Origin of the sequence: Blautia schinkii (assembly GCF_013304825.1) — a bacterium.
Lineage (GTDB): Bacteria > Bacillota > Clostridia > Lachnospirales > Lachnospiraceae > Blautia_A > Blautia_A schinkii_B.
The window spans coordinates 137,725-154,195 of record NZ_JAAWUO010000004.1 but is presented as its reverse complement, the minus strand read 5'-3'; the positions used below and the strand labels follow the sequence as shown (position 1 = coordinate 154,195).

The following is a 16,471-nucleotide window of genomic DNA, read 5'->3' as shown; positions in this document are numbered from 1 at the left end:
GCAACTGCCTGTTTTTGAGTTATACTAAACAAATGTAAATCGACGTGTGAGAGGAATTCGACCGAGATACAATTAAGCAGGAGGAAGCGGCAAATGATAGCAATTATCGATTACGACGCAGGCAACATAAAAAGTGTGGAAAAAGCACTTCAGTATCTGGGACAGGAGACTGTTGTTTCCAGAGATCCCCAGGTACTTCTTGGCGCAGATAAAGTGATCCTTCCAGGTGTTGGAAGTTTTGGTGATGCCATGGAGAACCTTCATAACTACGGACTTGTTCCGGTAATTCATCAGATCGTGGAGAAAGGAACTCCGTTCCTTGGAATCTGTCTTGGACTGCAGCTTCTTTTTGAGAGCAGCGATGAGACTCCGGGAGTGGAAGGTCTTGGAATCCTGAAAGGAAAGATTTTACGCATTCCGCCAAGTCCGGGGATTAAGATCCCGCATATGGGCTGGAACTCCCTGCATTTTCAGAACAATGGAAGATTATTCAAAGATATTCCGGAAAACACATACGTTTACTTCGTACATTCCTATTATTTACAGGCGGAGGATGAGGAAATCGTAAAAGCGACAACCCGGTATAGCACATGTATCCACGCATCTGTAGAGAAAGGCAATGTATTTGCTTGTCAGTTCCATCCGGAGAAGAGCAGCCGGTGGGGCTTAAAGATCCTTGAGAATTTTGCGGCACTTGAGGCAAACACCGGAAAGGAGGAGGCATAATCATGTTTACAAAAAGAATCATCCCATGCCTGGATGTAAACAAAGGCCGGGTAGTAAAGGGCGTTAATTTTGTTGATCTGAAAGATGCCGGAGATCCGGTGGAGATTGCCAAAGCCTACGATGCAGCAGGTGCGGACGAGGTTGTTTTTCTGGATATCACAGCTTCCTGTGAGGAAAGAGATACTGTGGTAGATATGGTAAGAGCCGTAGCTGCCAATGTATTTATCCCGTTTACAGTAGGCGGCGGAATCCGTACAGTAGATGATTTTCGTAAGCTGCTCCGCGAAGGTGCAGATAAGATCTCTGTAAATTCCGCAGCCATCGACCGGCCGGAGCTGATCCGCGAGGCAGCACAGAAATTCGGAAGTCAGTGTGTGGTAGTTGCGATCGATGCCAAGAGAAGAGAAGATGGCGGCTGGAACATCTACAAGCATGGCGGAAGACTGGATACAGGTATCGATGCTCTTGCGTGGGCAAAGAAGGCAGAAGAACTGGGTGCAGGTGAGATTCTGCTTACCAGCATGGACTGTGACGGAACAAAGGCCGGATATGATATTGCACTTACAAGAGCCGTTGCAGATGCAGTTTCCATTCCTGTGATCGCATCCGGCGGAGCAGGAACGCTGGAACATTTTTACGATGCACTGACAGAAGGCGGAGCAGATGCAGCACTTGCAGCATCCCTGTTCCATTACAAAGAACTTGAGATCCGTGAAGTGAAGGATTACCTTGCAGAAAAAGGAATTTCTGTGAGAAGATAAAAGGTTGAGAGGTGAAGGATATGGCTCCGATAGCTGGGGACTGGCAGGAGGCTCTTAAGGGTGAGTTTCATCAGCCTTACTATGCCAAACTTTATAAAACCGTGATGACGGAATATAAGACAAGAAAGATTTTTCCACCGCCGGAAGATCTGTTCAATGCGTTTCATTTTACTCCCCTTCACAAGGTGAAGGTGGTGATCCTTGGACAGGATCCGTACCACAATGACGGACAGGCGCACGGACTTTGTTTTTCTGTAAAAAAAGGTGTGGAAACACCGCCATCTCTGGTAAACATCTATAAGGAGCTTGAGGATGATATGGGATGTTATATCCCAAATAACGGCAATCTGGAGAAATGGGCGAAGCAGGGTGTTCTCCTTCTGAACACGGTGCTTACAGTAAGGGCCCATCAGGCCAATTCCCACAGAGGGATCGGCTGGGAACAGTTTACAGATGCCGCGATCCGTATCCTGGATGAGGAAGACCGTCCTATTGTATTTCTTCTCTGGGGAAGGCCTGCCCAGATGAAGGCATCCATGCTTCATAACCCCAGACATCTGATCCTGGAGGCTCCGCATCCAAGTCCTCTTTCTGCGTACAGAGGATTTTTCGGTTGCAAACATTTCAGTAAGGCCAATGAATTTCTGAAAGCCAACGGTGAGGAGCCGATTGACTGGCAGATCGAGAATATTTAAGTTAAGGAAAGTAAAATGGGTAAAAAAAACGATAACACACTTGTGAAAAACGCCTCTTTTCTGATGATTGCGGCATTGATTTCCAAGATCATCGGAATGCTGTACAAGAGTCCGCTTTCAACAACACTGGGAAGTCAGAGTTTCGCACTTTTCCAGTTTGCGCAGAATGTATATTTTATTTTGCTGATGATCGCGTCCTTCAGTATTCCTCAGGCCGTATCCAAGATCATGGCTGAGAAGATCGCTTTTCACAGATATAAGGATGCACAGAAAGTATTTTACGGTGCACTGATCTATGCGGCAGTTGCAGGCGGCATTGTAGCACTGATCTGCGTATTTGGTGCGGGAATTCTGGTTCCGGACAGTATGGCCAATGCCCGTCTGGCACTACAGATGCTTGCACCTACGATTTTTATGTCAGGTATCTGTGGTGTTTTCCGCGGATATTTCCAGGCATACCGCAATATGATGCCGACTTCAATCTCGCAGATCATTGAGCAGATATTTGTGGCAACCTTTGCACTTCTGATGTCCCATATATTTATTCAGCATTTTTCTGCAACAGGAGATATGGATCTGGTACACAGATGGGGTGCTGCAGGTGCTACCATGGGTACTGGTGCAGGTGTGGCATCTGCGCTGATCTTTATGCTGATCGTCTATGCAGTGAACCGCAGGATCATCCGCAAAAGGATCGCCAATGACCATCATTCCGTAAATGAGAGCATGGGTCATGTAATGAGCAATATTGTGCTCATTATCATGCCGATCATCCTCAGCGCTTTTATCTATAATGTAAACGGATATATCAACAGCTACATGTATTCCGGAATCATGGATATCAAAGGCGCTGTCAAGGATGTGATCCAGACTTTGTATTCTGAGTACGGATATTATATGACACTGATCAATATCCCGCTGACTCTGGCAAGTACAGCGCCGACTTCCATGATCCCGGAGGTTTCTGCACACTATGCAATGCATGATATTGAAGGTGCGAATATGAAGACAGACAGAGCTACCTGGATCAGTATGCTGATTTCCATTCCGGCTGCTGTAGGTCTTGCTGTTCTGTCAGGTCCGATCACAAGACTGATATTCCCTGGAACTAATGGCGTGGGCGGACAGCTTCTGATCCTTGGAGGGATTACCATTATCCTTAATGGTAATTCCAATATTACCAACGGTGTGCTCCAGGGTATCGGCAAGCCGAAACTTCCGATGATCCATGCAGCCATCGCACTGGTAGCAGATGTGATCGCAATGGCACTGCTTCTGGTATTTACCAACCTTGGTGTTTATACCATTGTTATCGCACAGATTGTTTATGCAGTTGTAATGTGTCTTCTTAATGACCATTCTATCAAAAAATACATGGGATATAAGAATCCGTGGAGAAGTGCTTATTTAATCCCGTTCCTGGCTTCCATTCCTATGGGAATCGTGGCAGGAGTGGTATATTACGGTTTGTATGCACTGATCCATTCCAATGTGATCTGTCTTGGCGTTTCTGTAATCCTGGCAGCAGGTGTATATTTTATTGTATATCTGTTTGTAAGCAAGCCGGGTGAAGAAGAACTGGGCATGATGCCTGGCGGAAGATATATGAAGAAACTGGCGAGAATGATGAAGATCATCTAAGATCTTAAAGAAAATAAATATATGTATACAAAAACACCCACAGACAGTCAGGCGAGACATGATGCTTCGCCCTTGGCTGAGCTGTGGGTGTTTTTTTCATAAATAAGCAGGAAATTATCTTAATCTCTGCGTTCTGCGAATAATTTCACAATTTGCAGGGTAACTTCCACTGCAGTGTCCATCCCCTCCACGGTAATATGTTCATAAGGCCCGTGATAAGCATGTCCGCCTGTTCCAAGGTTAGGACATGGCAGCCCCATGAAGCTTAACCGGGCTCCGTCTGTACCGCCGCGGATGGGAAGGATCAGAGGAGTGACGCCGCAGGCCCGGCAGGCTTCCTCTGCAAGGGAGATCAGCCACGGGCAGGTATCGATGATCTCCTTCATATTGCGGTACTGCTGAGTGAGGGTAAGGGCGACTGTACCTTCACCCCATTTTTCGTTGAGGATCTTTGCAATATGAGTAAGCGTATTCTGGCGTGCTTCAAAAGATGCTGCATCATGGTCGCGGACAATGTAGTGAAGCTCTGCCCGGGAAACATCTCCCTTCACAGAACACAGATGGAAAAATCCTTCATAGTCCTCTGTGTTCCGTGGCGTATCAGCGGCTGGCAGCATGGAATTAAACTCCATGGCAACAAGAGACGCGTTGACCATGGTATTTTTGGAGGAGCCTGGATGAACGTTCACACCCTGGAAAACAACTTTTGCACTGCAGGCATTGAAGTTTTCGTACTGGATCTCACCTTCTGTATCCCCATCCAGAGTGTAGGCATAGTCTGCACCGAATTTTCCGACGTCAAAATGTGCCGGTCCCATGCCGATCTCTTCGTCTGGAGTAAAGGCAATGGCAAGAGGGCCGTGAGGAATTTTTTCCGTAAGGATACGCTCCAGAGCTGTGATGATTTCAGCGATTCCGGCTTTATCATCAGCACCGAGGATCGTAGTTCCGTCTGAGGTGATAAGAGTTCTGCCTTTCAGAGAAGAAAGATGCGGGAACATTTCCGGGAAAAGAATTCTGCCACTTGTGCCAAGAGGGAGCTCGCCGCCGTCATAATTTTCAGTGATGACAGGTGTGACCGGATGATCGCAGAAATCGGAAACTGTGTCCATATGTGCGATAAAACCAAGAGTTTTGCAGGAGTCCAGACCTTCTGACGCAGGAATATGGGCGTAAACATAGCAATGTTCGTCCAGGGAGACATCAGAGATCCCAAGATTTTTCAGCTCATCAACAAGAATGCGGGCCAGGTTAAACTGGCAATTGGAAGACGGGGCTGTGGTACTGTCTTCATTGCTTGGGGTAAGTATTTTTACATAGGATAAAAGTCGTTCGTATGCTTTCATATATATAGATCCTTTCTGGGAAAATTTGGTTAAATCAGAGTGGCCTTGGCTGTAAAAAACTCTGATTAACCGGAGATACTAACAGTATACCACACAGTATCCACATATTTATGCAAAAAATCCCCCGGTATGACAAAACATATGTTATAATCGGTGAGATAATAAAAAACGGGGAGGATTAGAGAGTGGAAAAAAGAATCATACAGGTCGAGGAAAAAGTACCTGCCAAAATGCTGATACCCTTAAGTATCCAGCATATGTTTGCCATGTTTGGAGCATCTGTACTGGTACCGTTCCTTTTTGGCATCAGTCCGGCCATCGTTCTTCTGATGAACGGTGTGGGAACACTTCTTTTCATTTTTATCACAAAAGGAAAGGCGCCTGCTTACCTGGGATCCAGTTTTGCCTTTTTGTCACCGGCGCTGCTGGTCATCAGCAAATATGGCTATGAATATGCGCTGGGAGGCTTCGTAGTTCTTGGTATTGCCGGTATGGCAGTTGCTTTTATCGTACGTCAGTGCGGAACGGACTGGATCGATATCGTGCTGCCGACAGCAGCAATGGGACCGGTAGTTGCACTGATCGGACTGGAACTTGCAGGAAGTGCAGCAAGCACAGCAGGACTTCTGGAGGATAAAGTAGATCCTAAGAATGTGATCGTATTTCTGGTGACACTGGGAGTTGCAGTATTCGGACAGATCCTTTTCAGAGGATTTCTTTCGGTTATTCCGATTCTGATCGCGATCATCGCGGGCTATGTGGCAGCAGGAGCATGCGGGCTTCTTGATTTTACAGCAGTAAAAGAAGCAGCATTTTTCGCACTTCCGAATTTTACATCACCGAAATTTAATTTTGAGGCAGTTATGACCATTTTTCCGGCACTGCTTCTGGTAACTTCCGAGCATATCGGACATCAGATCGTAACCGGAAAGATTGTTGGACGAAATCTTCTTAAGGATCCGGGACTTCACAGATCACTGTTTGCGGATTTCTTTTCCACCACAGTTTCCGGCTGTCTTGGTTCTGTACCGACAACTACTTACGGTGAGAACATCGGCGTTATGGCAGTGACAAAAGTTTACAGCGTGCAGGTTATCGGCGGCGCGGCGGTGCTTTCCATCTGCTGTTCTTTCCTTGGTAAACTGGCAGCACTGATCAGCACCATTCCGGGACCGGTCATCGGAGGAATTTCTTTCCTTCTTTACGGAATGATCGGAACATCCGGACTTCGTATGCTGGTTGACAACAAGGTAGATTACAGTAAATCCAGAAACCTGACACTGACAAGCGTTGTGTTCGTAACAGGACTTTCAGGAATTGCCCTGAAGCTTGGAAATGTAGAGCTTACAGGTATGGTCCTGGCCTGTGTGGTCGCTATGGCCCTGAGCCTTGTATTCTATATTCTTGACAAGCTGAAGCTGACAAATGATCAGTAAGACAGTATTATAATTTTTGGGGAAAAGCAGATACACGGAAAAAATCTCCGCTGTATCTGCTTTTTTGCTGAATAACCGCATATCAGTTATTCGGTTATGAGCAAGTAGCGAAAGCGGATTGCGAATATCCGATTGACTGCAGAGCTGCGTGGCGAAAAGGGATGATTTTATCCGCCTGATTGTCATATTATGAGTTTTGGTGTCAACAAAAAAACAGGGGGATTTTGAAGTATCTTATTGACAATCAGCCCGATTTATAATACTATGTAATACAGAAAACACGAACAAAGGTTCGAAAAAAACGTAAATTATAAAATAGAGAAGAATAGGAGAGTCGAAGGATGATCAGTGAAGAGAAGCAGAAGGCGCTGGAAGCAGCCCTTGGAAATATTGAGAAGCAGTTCGGTAAGGGCTCCGTTATGAAACTTGGAGATTCCAGTTCCCATATGCAGGTGGAGGCAGTTCCTACAGGATGTCTGAGCCTTGATATCGCCCTTGGCGTGGGTGGTGTTCCTAAGGGACGTATCGTGGAGATTTACGGACCGGAATCCAGTGGTAAGACAACAGTTGCCTTACATATGGTAGCTGAGGTGCAGAAGAGAGGCGGAATCGCAGGATTCATCGATGCAGAGCATGCACTTGACCCGGTTTATGCCAAGAGTATCGGCGTAGATATTGATAATCTTTACATTTCGCAGCCGGATAACGGTGAGCAGGCACTGGAGATCACAGAGACTATGGTTCGTTCCGGTGCAGTAGATATCGTGATCGTAGACTCAGTTGCAGCCCTGGTACCGAAGGCTGAGATCGAGGGAGATATGGGAGACAGCCATGTAGGACTTCAGGCCCGTCTGATGTCACAGGCACTTCGTAAGCTGACAGCAGTAATCAGCAAGTCAAACTGTGTTGTTATATTTATCAACCAGCTTCGTGAGAAGGTTGGCGTTATGTTCGGCAATCCGGAGACAACAACAGGCGGACGTGCCCTTAAGTTTTACGCGTCTGTCCGTATGGATGTACGCCGTGTTGAGACACTGAAGCAGGGCGGCGAGATGGTTGGTAACCATACCCGTGTGAAAGTAGTGAAGAACAAGGTGGCTCCGCCATTTAAGCAGGCAGAGTTCGACATCATGTTCGGTACCGGTATTTCCAGAGAGGGAGATATTCTGGATCTTGCAGCAGAGTGCTCCATTGTCAACAAGAGCGGCGCATGGTACGCATATGAAGGAGATAAGATCGGACAGGGACGAGAGAATGCCAAGATGTTCCTGAGAGAGCATCCGGAACTTCGTGATGAGATCGAGAAGAAGGTACGTGTACACTATCACCTGGATCCGTCTGACGAGACAGCGGAGGCAGCTGGTACACAGGCTGCAGATAAAGAGGAAGAAGAGTAATCCATGCTGAATCCGGAAGAGAGAAACAGAGCACGTAAGAAAGCCATGAGACTTCTGGAACATATGGACCGCACAGAGAAAGGCCTGACGGACAAGCTCCGCCAGGCCGAATTTTCACAGGAGGCAGTGGAGGATGCCATTGCCTATGTGAAGTCCTACGGCTATATCAATGATGCCCGTTATGCCAGAACCTATATCTCATTCCGCATGGAGTCCAAAAGCCGCCAGAAGATCCTCTCAGAACTTCAGATGAAAGGGGTAGACCGCCAGACTGCACTGGAGGCCTGGGAAGAGATGGAAGAGCTTATGGAGCCGGATGAACGTGCAGTACTTCGTAAGACAATAGAGAAGAAATTTAAGCCGAATGCAGAGCTGGATGAGAAGGAGATGCGGAGGCTTCAGGGATATCTTGCCAGAAGAGCGTTCAAGTATGAAGATATCGCCCATGCTCTGGAAGAAATGAATATACGGGTGAAGCGGGATACGGGATCGTTATACTGAATTAAGCGACCAAAAAACCACAGTTCACATATGCTAACCAAAATTGGCTTTTTCAAGAGAAAAACTTGACATAAATGTGAAAAACAGCTAAACTTGTATTGTTGTATTTGTACAATGAAAACTAAATAAGGAGGTGCTCCTGTGGCAGGCACAATTATCGGTGTTATTGTCGCTGTGGTAGTCACGCTACTTATTGCAGTTCCTGTTACTTGCAAGATTGCTGTGGACAAGAAAGTACGCAAGGATGCGGAAATCGTAGGTACAGCAGAGGATAAGGCAAGGAATATTCTTGATGAAGCATTGAAAGCAGCAGAGACCAAGAAACGCGAAACTTTACTTGAAGTAAAGGAAGAATCTCTGCGAACTAAAAATGAACTGGAAAGGGAAACCAAGGAACGGAGAAACGAGCTGCAGAGATATGAGAAACGAGTATTATCAAAAGAGGAATCTGTTGATAAGAAAGCCAATGCGGTGGAGAAGCGTGAGCTGGAATGTACAGCGAGATTTAACGAGTTACAAGAAAAAGAAAAACGAGTAAATGAACTTGAGGAAAAAGGAGTACGGGAACTGGAACGAGTTTCAGGTCTTACCTCCGAACAGGCAAAAGAAGAATTACTGAAATCTGTTGAAGATGACGTAAAGGTTGATGTTGCAAGACTCTATAAAGAGCTTGAGAACAGAGCCAAGGAAGAAGCCGGAAAGAAAGCAAAGGAATATGTGGTCAATGCCATCCAGAAATGTGCAGTAGATCATGTTTCCGAGACAACGATTTCTGTGGTACAGCTTCCAAGTGACGAAATGAAGGGAAGGATCATCGGTCGTGAAGGTCGAAATATCCGTACACTGGAGACACTTACAGGCGTGGATCTGATCATTGACGATACACCTGAGGCAGTAGTCCTCTCTGCATTTGATCCGATCAGAAGAGAGATTGCCAGAGTGGCTCTGGAGAAGCTTATTGTGGATGGCCGTATCCATCCGGCAAGAATTGAAGAGATGGTTGAGAAGGCCCAGAAAGAAGTGGAAACGCAGATCCGTGAAGACGGCGAGACTGCTGCCATGGATGTGGGTGTACACGGAATCCATCCGGAGCTTCTGAAACTTCTTGGACGTATGAAATTCCGTTCAAGCTATGGTCAGAATGCACTGAGACATTCCATTGAAGTTGCACAGCTTTCCGGAATCCTTGCAGGAGAGATAGGTGTAGATGTGCGTATGGCGAAACGTGCCGGACTTCTTCATGACATTGGTAAATCCATTGATCATGAAGTTGAGGGCTCACATATCCAGATCGGTGTAGATCTCTGCAAGAAATATAAGGAGTCCCCGATCGTTATCAATACTGTTGCGTCCCACCATGGTGATGTGGAGCCAGAATCTCTTATCGCTTGTATTGTACAGGCTGCTGATGCCATTTCCGCAGCAAGACCTGGTGCAAGACGAGAGACACTGGAAACATATACCAATCGTCTGAAACAGCTTGAGGACATCACAAATGAGTTCAAGGGCGTTGAGAAATCTTTTGCTATTCAGGCAGGAAGAGAAATTCGTGTTATGGTCGTACCGGATCATGTAAGTGATGCAGATATGGTTCTCCTTGCAAGAGACATTGCAAAGCAGATTGAAGCAGAACTTGAGTATCCAGGACAGATCAAGGTCAATGTGATCCGTGAGAGCAGAGCGGTTGATTACGCGAAATAATCCACAGATCATATAAGAGTACTGATAATAAAGAAAGCCGGACAGCTTTTATATAGCTGCCCGGCCTTTTTGCGTCCTGAAATATTAACAGGAAGTTATATTACCTGGGATGTGAACGTAAACTGGTACAGGGTGAGTGAATGGAGATTAAGACAGAAAACCGAAAATGGAAAACAGCCGGAAGATTTCCAGCGGAAATATTGTTTCTTACCGGCTTTCTTGCAGGGACGATCCTGCCAAATATAGTTTGGAAGATGGAATGGAAACAGAAGACCCTGGCTTCTTTTTACCTGATCCGCAACTTTGCAGAGAAAGATATTTCCGGCAGCGGATATTTTATGGAAGTGCTCAGGCGAAGAGGAGGATTTTTTATTATACTGTTTCTGTGTGGCTTTACTGTGTTTGGTGTGCCGCTGTCTGTGGCGTACATGTTGATCCTGGGAGTGGAAACAGGACTTCTGCTTGCATTGTCGGTTCTGGAATTCGGACTTTATGGAGGACTTGCCGGAGCAGGGCTTCTTTTGCCACAGTATATAATCTATGTACCGGCCTATTTTTGCCTGGCAGGAATGGTGTACCGGCAGTCCTGCAGAATCTGGAAAAATTACGGCCTGGTGCCTGCAAAAAACGTGCCTTATATCAGAAAGGGAATTACGGTTTTTCTGATTTATGCAGGGGGGATTCTGGCAGAGAGTTTTCTGAATCCATGGATTGTTGAAAAAATTATAAGGAATCTGAAATTTTTTTGAAAAAGTTTCCCACAACATCTAGTGATGGTTTCCATAAAATCTGCGATATTTGGTGGTTAATGGCTGAAAGTGTTGAAAATGCGCGGTTTTGCGCTAAAAAACCGTTTGATTTTATGTAAAATTCACAGTATAATTCAGTAATAAAAGGATACAGAATTTACTATTTGGGATAAAATTAATATAGCATTAGCGTTAGAAACGGGATGTAAGGGAATGGACATAGAGATACGGGAATTTATTACATATTTACATAACAGAAAAAGAACATCGCATAATACAGAGGTATCTTATCAGAGAGATCTGAAGAAAATGGCGGCATATTTTGAAGAGCGCGGAATTTATGATATTAAAGATGTAGGGGAACTGGAGCTGGAAGGGTACTTAAGTTATATGGAACGCGGACAGTTTGCTTCTTCTACCATATCCAGGAATGTTGCTTCTATCCGTGCGCTGTTTCAGTATCTCCATCAGGAGGGCAGAATTGAGAAAGATCCTTCCCTGGAACTGAAGCCGCCCAAGGTTGAGAAGCGGATGCCGGAGATCCTTTCTGTAGATGAAGTGGACAGGCTTTTGAAGCAGCCTAACAGAACAACTCCCAAGGGAATCCGTGACAGTGCCATGCTGGAGCTTCTTTATGCTACGGGAATGCGTGTCAGCGAGCTTTTGCGCCTGGAGATGAAGGATATCAATCTTTCCCTTGGGTATGTGGTATGCCGTGATGAAGGCAAGGAGAGAGTGATTCCTATCGGGAATGTATGTAAGACTGCCATGGAAAAATATCTGGGAGAGGCCAGGGAGAAGTTTGTGAAAGAGAATGAGACAGAGTTTCTTTTTACGAACTGCTCAGGTAATTCCATGAGCAGGCAGGGATTCTGGAAGGTGCTGAAAGGATATGCGGAGGAAGCAGGAATCAAGCATGATATTACACCACATACGTTAAGACATTCTTTTGCCACGCATATGCTGCAGAACGGGGCAGATGTAAAGAGTGTACAGGAGATGCTTGGACATTCCGACATTTCCACCACACAGGTGTATCTGAACTTTGGCGTGGCGAAGATGAGAGATGTGTACATGAAGGCGCATCCGCGCCACTGAAATTAAATATATAAGTTAAGCCAGAAAGCGGATATCTGAGAAGATACGTTTTCTGGCTTAATTTTTAGTCACCGCAGATGAAGCAGCATGCAGGACTCTACTATATGATTGAATGTAAAAATCCCGACAGATCCGAATGATCGTAACGAATCTGCCGGGATAAATTTATGTCTGGAATATAAAGATCAGATCTGCCTAGCAGTTCTCGGCAATTGTATAGAGAAGCTGTTCGGACTGCTCCCATCCGAGGCAGGCATCTGTAATAGACTTGCCGTAGATATGGTTTCCGCCGATCTTCTGGTTGCCTGGCTCGATGTAGCTCTCGATCATGAGACCCTTTACCATAGTGTGAAGCTCCGGATCTACCTTGCGGCTGTGAAGAACCTCGCTCGCAATACGGATCTGCTGCTCGTACTGCTTGTTGGAGTTGGAGTGGTTGGTATCCACGATAACAGCCGGGTTGGCAAGATTCTTAGCATGATATTTATCATAGAGGAGACGAAGATCCTCGTAATGGTAGTTCGGAATAGCTTCGCCATGTTTGTTTACAGCACCACGAAGGATAGCATGCGCAAGCGGGTTGCCTGTTGTCTCAACTTCCCAGCTTCTGTAAATAAAACGGTGTGCGCCCTGGGCAGCCACGATGGAGTTCAGCATAACGCTGTAGTCACCGCTGGTCGGGTTTTTCATACCAGCCGGAACATCCATGCCGCTGACTGTTAATCTGTGCTGCTGGTCCTCTACAGAACGTGCACCTACAGCAACGTATGAGAGAAGGTCAGAAAGGTAACGGTAGTTCTCCGGGTAAAGCATCTCGTCTGCACATGTAAAACCACTCTCGCGGATAGCACGCATGTGCATCTTACGGATTGCGATCAGACCTGCAAGAAGGTTCGGTTTCTTCTCAGGATCCGGCTGATGAACCATTCCCTTGTATCCTTCACCTGTTGTACGAGGTTTATTTGTGTAAACTCGTGGGATGATGAGAACTTTATCCTCAATTTTCTCCTGTACTTTACGAAGTCTTAAAAGATAATCACATACAGCGTCTTCGTTATCAGCAGAACATGGTCCGATGATAGCGAGGAATTTATCTGATTTTCCGGTGAAAATATCGCGGATCTCTGTATCACGTTTCTCCTTAAGTGCCTGGATCTCTGCATCTACCGGGTACTGGTTGCGGATTTCCTCAGGAGTAGGCAGTTTCTTTATGAATTCAAAACTCATAGTATTAATTCCTCCGTAATTCCGTATTTTATTCAGCAGTCATTTGTAAACTGTTGTATTCGGTTATTAATTATAAACGATTCTTGCCGGATTGTCGATAGGGAAATTTTAACGCTTTCACGTGTAGAAGAGTCAGGAGCAATTCGCCCAGAAAAATACCGTAAAAATAACCCCGGAGTCCGATACGCGGGATCATAAAAACTACAAAGAAGATCCGGATAAGGATGCCGCAGACACTGTGTACCAGGCACCGGCCAGGTCTTCCAAGTCCGTGAAGAATGCTGGCAAGCATAGTATTTGTATAAAGAAACGGGCACACAAAAGACATATACCGTATGTAGATCCCGGCAGTTTTACTGTGAAAAAGCAGCTGACCGAAAAAAGGTCCGAAAAGAAAGAAGCCGCTTCCGCAAAGAAGGCCAAGGACCATGCAAACAAGAAAAGACTGGTCTGTAACTTTAAGGATCTGTTTCTGATCGCCAAGGGCATCAAGCTCTGCTACAGAAGGCATAAGCATTACAGAAGCAGATGCAGTAAGTGTGGATGGAAAAAGGATCAGAGGAAGTGCCATTCCTGTAAACACTCCGTAGGTCTTCAGAGAATCTGATGCAGTAAGTCCGGAACGCAGGAGCATCTGCGGGATCAGCACCACTTCAATACTCCCAAGGAGAGTCAGAAGAATCCTGTTAAGGGAGACAGGAAAAGAAAGCTCAAAAAGCTCTTCGAGAAGTGCAGAAGTTTTCAAGGAGCGGGCTTCCTCCCTGGAAAAAGTATGGTTTCCGAAATAAAAGGAAACTGCCAGGAGAGAAGCAAGGGTTGCTGCGATTTCACCGGCCAGGGAGCCGCCTGCAGCAATAAGTGCAGTTACAGGGCGGTTTTCCCTGAGAAAGATCAGATACAGGACATAAGCTGCACCGATACGGACAGCCTGTTCTGTAAGCTGGGTAGCTGCGGGTACAAAAGCTTTTTTCCGGGCAAAATAATAGCTGCCAATGCAGGAATGAACTGCACAGACAGGAACTGTGAAGCTTATCAGGCGGAGAAGATTCGCAGTTTTTGGAGCTTTCAGTATAGCTGACGCAAAAAAATCAGCTTTCTGAAAGACAAATAATCCGGTTACAGAAGAAAGAAAAACAGCAGTGCAGGTGCCAAGGAGCAGGGAAAAATGTGCCTCTTTTTTCTGGCAAAGAGCAAGCTTGGAAGCGATGAGACGGGAAAGCGCGGACTGGATCCCGGCGTAGGAAAGGGCGCACATAAGTCCCTGTAGCGGCAACACCAGCTGATACAGTCCCATGCCTGCGGCACCAATCGTGTGAGATAAGAATATTCTATAAAAGAAGCCTGCAAGACGGCTGATAAGCCCGGTACAGGCAAGAATCAGAGTTCCTTTCAGAAATACTTTTTTTGACATGGCGATACCAGAGCTTTTTTTCAGTATATGAGAAAGTTAGTCTTGACAGAACCAAACGTTTCTGATAGAGTAAACATGAAATCCGAGGAAAACACTGGGAATTAAAAAAGAGGTGAGCGGATGAAACTGTCAACAAGAGCTAAATACGGACTCAAGGCCCTTATAGATCTTGGGCTTTACAGTGAAAAAGAAGCGGTCTCGCTTCAGAGTATTGCAGGCCGTCAGAATATATCAGTCAGCTATCTGGAACAGCTGATGGCTCTTTTAAAAAAAGCGGGACTTGTGAAGAGTATCCGCGGTGCTGCCGGAGGCTATTTCCTTGGAAGACCGGCAGAAGAGATTTCAGTGGGAGATATCCTTCGTGTCCTGGAGGGCGGCCTGGAAGCTGCGTCATGTCCGGGAACAGAAGGCGATGGTGGCTGCCAGGGTTCCGATCTCTGCGTAGCTAAATTAGTGTGGAAGAGGATCAACGATAGTATCACAGATGCAGTGGATACACTGATGCTCAGTGAGCTGATCGAAGAAAGCCGGAGAATACACGAAAAATAATTATCCTGGACAGGAGGAAAAGAAAATGGGAAAAATGATATATCTGGACAATGCGGCTACCACAAAGACCGCACCGGAAGTTGTGGAGGCAATGCTGCCGTATTTTACAGAGTTTTATGGAAATGCTTCAACCGTTTATGATTTTGCAGCAAACAGCAAAGCAGCTATCGCAAAAGGAAGACAGCAGATCGCAGATGTGATCGGAGCCAAAAAAGAAGAGATTTATTTTACAGCAGGTGGTTCCGAGTCTGATAACTGGGCACTGAAAGCTACATTTGAGGCATACAAGAATAAAGGAAACCACATCATCACAACAAAAATAGAGCATCATGCCATTCTCCATACCTGCGAGTATCTGGAGAAAGAGCGCGGAGCGAAGATCACATATCTTGATGTTGATGAGAACGGTTTCATCAACCTGGATGAGCTTCAGAAAGCGATCACACCGGAGACCATCCTGATTTCTGTTATGGCAGCCAATAACGAGATCGGTACTCTTGAGCCGCTGAAAGAGATCGGACAGATCGCACGTGAGCATGGAATCCTGTTCCATACAGACGCTGTTCAGGCATTCGGACAGATCCCGATCAATGTAGATGAGTTCAATATCGATATGCTCAGTTCCAGCGGACATAAGATCAACGGACCGAAGGGAATAGGCTTTCTCTATATTCGTAAGGGCGTTAAGATCCGTTCCTTCGTACACGGCGGAGCACAGGAGAGAAAACGTCGTGCAGGTACAGAGAACGTTCCTGGTATCGTAGGCTACGGTCTTGCAGCAGAGCGTGCAAACAAGTCCATGAAGGAGCGTACTGCAAAAGAAATCGAGATCAGAGATCATATGATCAGCAGGATCCTCACAGAGATCCCGTACGTACGTCTCAATGGAGATAAAGTAAAACGTCTTCCAAACAACATAAACGTAAGTATCCAGTTCATCGAGGGTGAGTCTCTTCTTCTGATGCTTGATAACTTTGGAATCTGTGCATCCAGCGGATCTGCATGTACATCCGGCTCTCTTGATCCGTCACATGTTCTGCTGGCTATCGGACTTCCACATGAGATCGCACACGGATCTCTCCGTATGACATTAAGCGAGGAGACAACAATGGAGGATGTTGATTTTGTAGTAGATAAACTGAAAGACATTACTGCAAACTTAAGAAGTATGTCTCCATTATATGAAGATTTTATTAAAAAGCAGAAAAAATAATAAAAACACTTGTCAGGAGG

15 protein-coding genes are annotated in these 16,471 nt (G+C 45.8%); 12 read left to right on the top strand and 3 right to left on the bottom strand.

Annotated elements, in window-relative coordinates:
• Positions 1–93: 93 nt before the first annotated feature.
• The 4 genes from hisH to HFM85_RS04740 are packed head-to-tail and all read left to right on the top strand — an operon-like array spanning position 94 to position 3,823.
• Entirely contained in the window at positions 94–726 is a 633-nt protein-coding gene (gene hisH, locus HFM85_RS04755; protein WP_173737399.1) for an imidazole glycerol phosphate synthase subunit HisH, read from the top strand.
• Between the two features lie 2 nt (positions 727–728).
• A complete protein-coding gene (gene hisF / locus HFM85_RS04750) occupies positions 729–1,487 on the top strand; it encodes an imidazole glycerol phosphate synthase subunit HisF (RefSeq protein WP_173737398.1) in 759 nt (252 codons plus the stop codon).
• 20 nt (positions 1,488–1,507) lie between these two features.
• Positions 1,508–2,182, top strand: coding sequence for a uracil-DNA glycosylase (gene ung, locus HFM85_RS04745; protein ID WP_173737397.1), 675 nt, complete (start codon positions 1,508–1,510; stop codon positions 2,180–2,182).
• 15 nt (positions 2,183–2,197) lie between these two features.
• Positions 2,198–3,823: a putative polysaccharide biosynthesis protein gene (locus HFM85_RS04740; protein WP_173737396.1), complete on the top strand. Its 1,626-nt coding sequence runs from the start codon at positions 2,198–2,200 to the stop codon at positions 3,821–3,823.
• A gap of 119 nt (positions 3,824–3,942) precedes the next feature.
• On the opposite strand, the gene pepT is transcribed toward HFM85_RS04740, so the two are convergent.
• A complete protein-coding gene (pepT, locus tag HFM85_RS04735; RefSeq protein WP_173737395.1) occupies positions 3,943–5,169 on the bottom strand; it encodes a peptidase T in 1,227 nt (408 codons plus the stop codon).
• 185 nt (positions 5,170–5,354) lie between these two features.
• On the opposite strand from pepT, the gene uraA reads away from it, so the two are divergent.
• The 6 genes from uraA (at position 5,355) to xerD (ending at position 12,051) form a co-directional block, all read left to right on the top strand.
• The gene (gene uraA, locus HFM85_RS04730) at positions 5,355–6,605 is read left to right on the top strand and encodes a uracil permease (protein ID WP_173737394.1); all 1,251 of its coding nucleotides are present in this window, start codon (positions 5,355–5,357) and stop codon (positions 6,603–6,605) included.
• 341 nt (positions 6,606–6,946) lie between these two features.
• Positions 6,947–8,002: a recombinase RecA gene (gene recA / locus HFM85_RS04725; RefSeq protein ID WP_173737393.1), complete on the top strand. Its 1,056-nt coding sequence runs from the start codon at positions 6,947–6,949 to the stop codon at positions 8,000–8,002.
• Positions 8,003–8,005: 3 nt separating this feature from the next.
• Positions 8,006–8,503 carry a regulatory protein RecX gene (locus HFM85_RS04720; protein ID WP_173737392.1) on the top strand — a complete coding sequence of 166 codons (498 nt, stop codon included), beginning with the start codon at positions 8,006–8,008 and terminating at the stop codon, positions 8,501–8,503.
• Between the two features lie 141 nt (positions 8,504–8,644).
• Positions 8,645–10,204: a ribonuclease Y gene (rny, locus tag HFM85_RS04715; RefSeq protein ID WP_173737391.1), complete on the top strand. Its 1,560-nt coding sequence runs from the start codon at positions 8,645–8,647 to the stop codon at positions 10,202–10,204.
• Between the two features lie 140 nt (positions 10,205–10,344).
• Positions 10,345–10,953 (top strand): stage II sporulation protein M, encoded by a 609-nt coding sequence (locus tag HFM85_RS04710; RefSeq protein ID WP_173737390.1) that lies wholly within the window; start codon positions 10,345–10,347, stop codon positions 10,951–10,953.
• 213 nt (positions 10,954–11,166) lie between these two features.
• Positions 11,167–12,051, top strand: a complete 885-nt coding sequence (xerD, locus tag HFM85_RS04705) for a site-specific tyrosine recombinase XerD (RefSeq protein WP_173737389.1) — start codon at positions 11,167–11,169, stop codon at positions 12,049–12,051.
• Positions 12,052–12,246: 195 nt separating this feature from the next.
• Here xerD and HFM85_RS04700 read toward each other — a convergent pair whose 3' ends face one another.
• Both HFM85_RS04700 and HFM85_RS04695 read right to left on the bottom strand, forming a co-directional pair.
• A complete protein-coding gene (locus HFM85_RS04700; RefSeq protein ID WP_173737388.1) occupies positions 12,247–13,278 on the bottom strand; it encodes a 3-deoxy-7-phosphoheptulonate synthase in 1,032 nt (343 codons plus the stop codon).
• Between the two features lie 70 nt (positions 13,279–13,348).
• Positions 13,349–14,689, bottom strand: a complete 1,341-nt coding sequence (locus HFM85_RS04695) for an oligosaccharide flippase family protein (protein ID WP_173737387.1) — start codon at positions 14,687–14,689, stop codon at positions 13,349–13,351.
• Between the two features lie 120 nt (positions 14,690–14,809).
• On the opposite strand from HFM85_RS04695, the gene HFM85_RS04690 reads away from it, so the two are divergent.
• Positions 14,810–15,238, top strand: a complete 429-nt coding sequence (locus HFM85_RS04690) for an RrF2 family transcriptional regulator (protein WP_173737386.1) — start codon at positions 14,810–14,812, stop codon at positions 15,236–15,238.
• A 25-nt stretch (positions 15,239–15,263) separates the two neighbouring features.
• Positions 15,264–16,451 (top strand): cysteine desulfurase NifS, encoded by a 1,188-nt coding sequence (nifS, locus tag HFM85_RS04685; protein ID WP_173737385.1) that lies wholly within the window; start codon positions 15,264–15,266, stop codon positions 16,449–16,451.
• Positions 16,452–16,471: the final 20 nt, after the last annotated feature.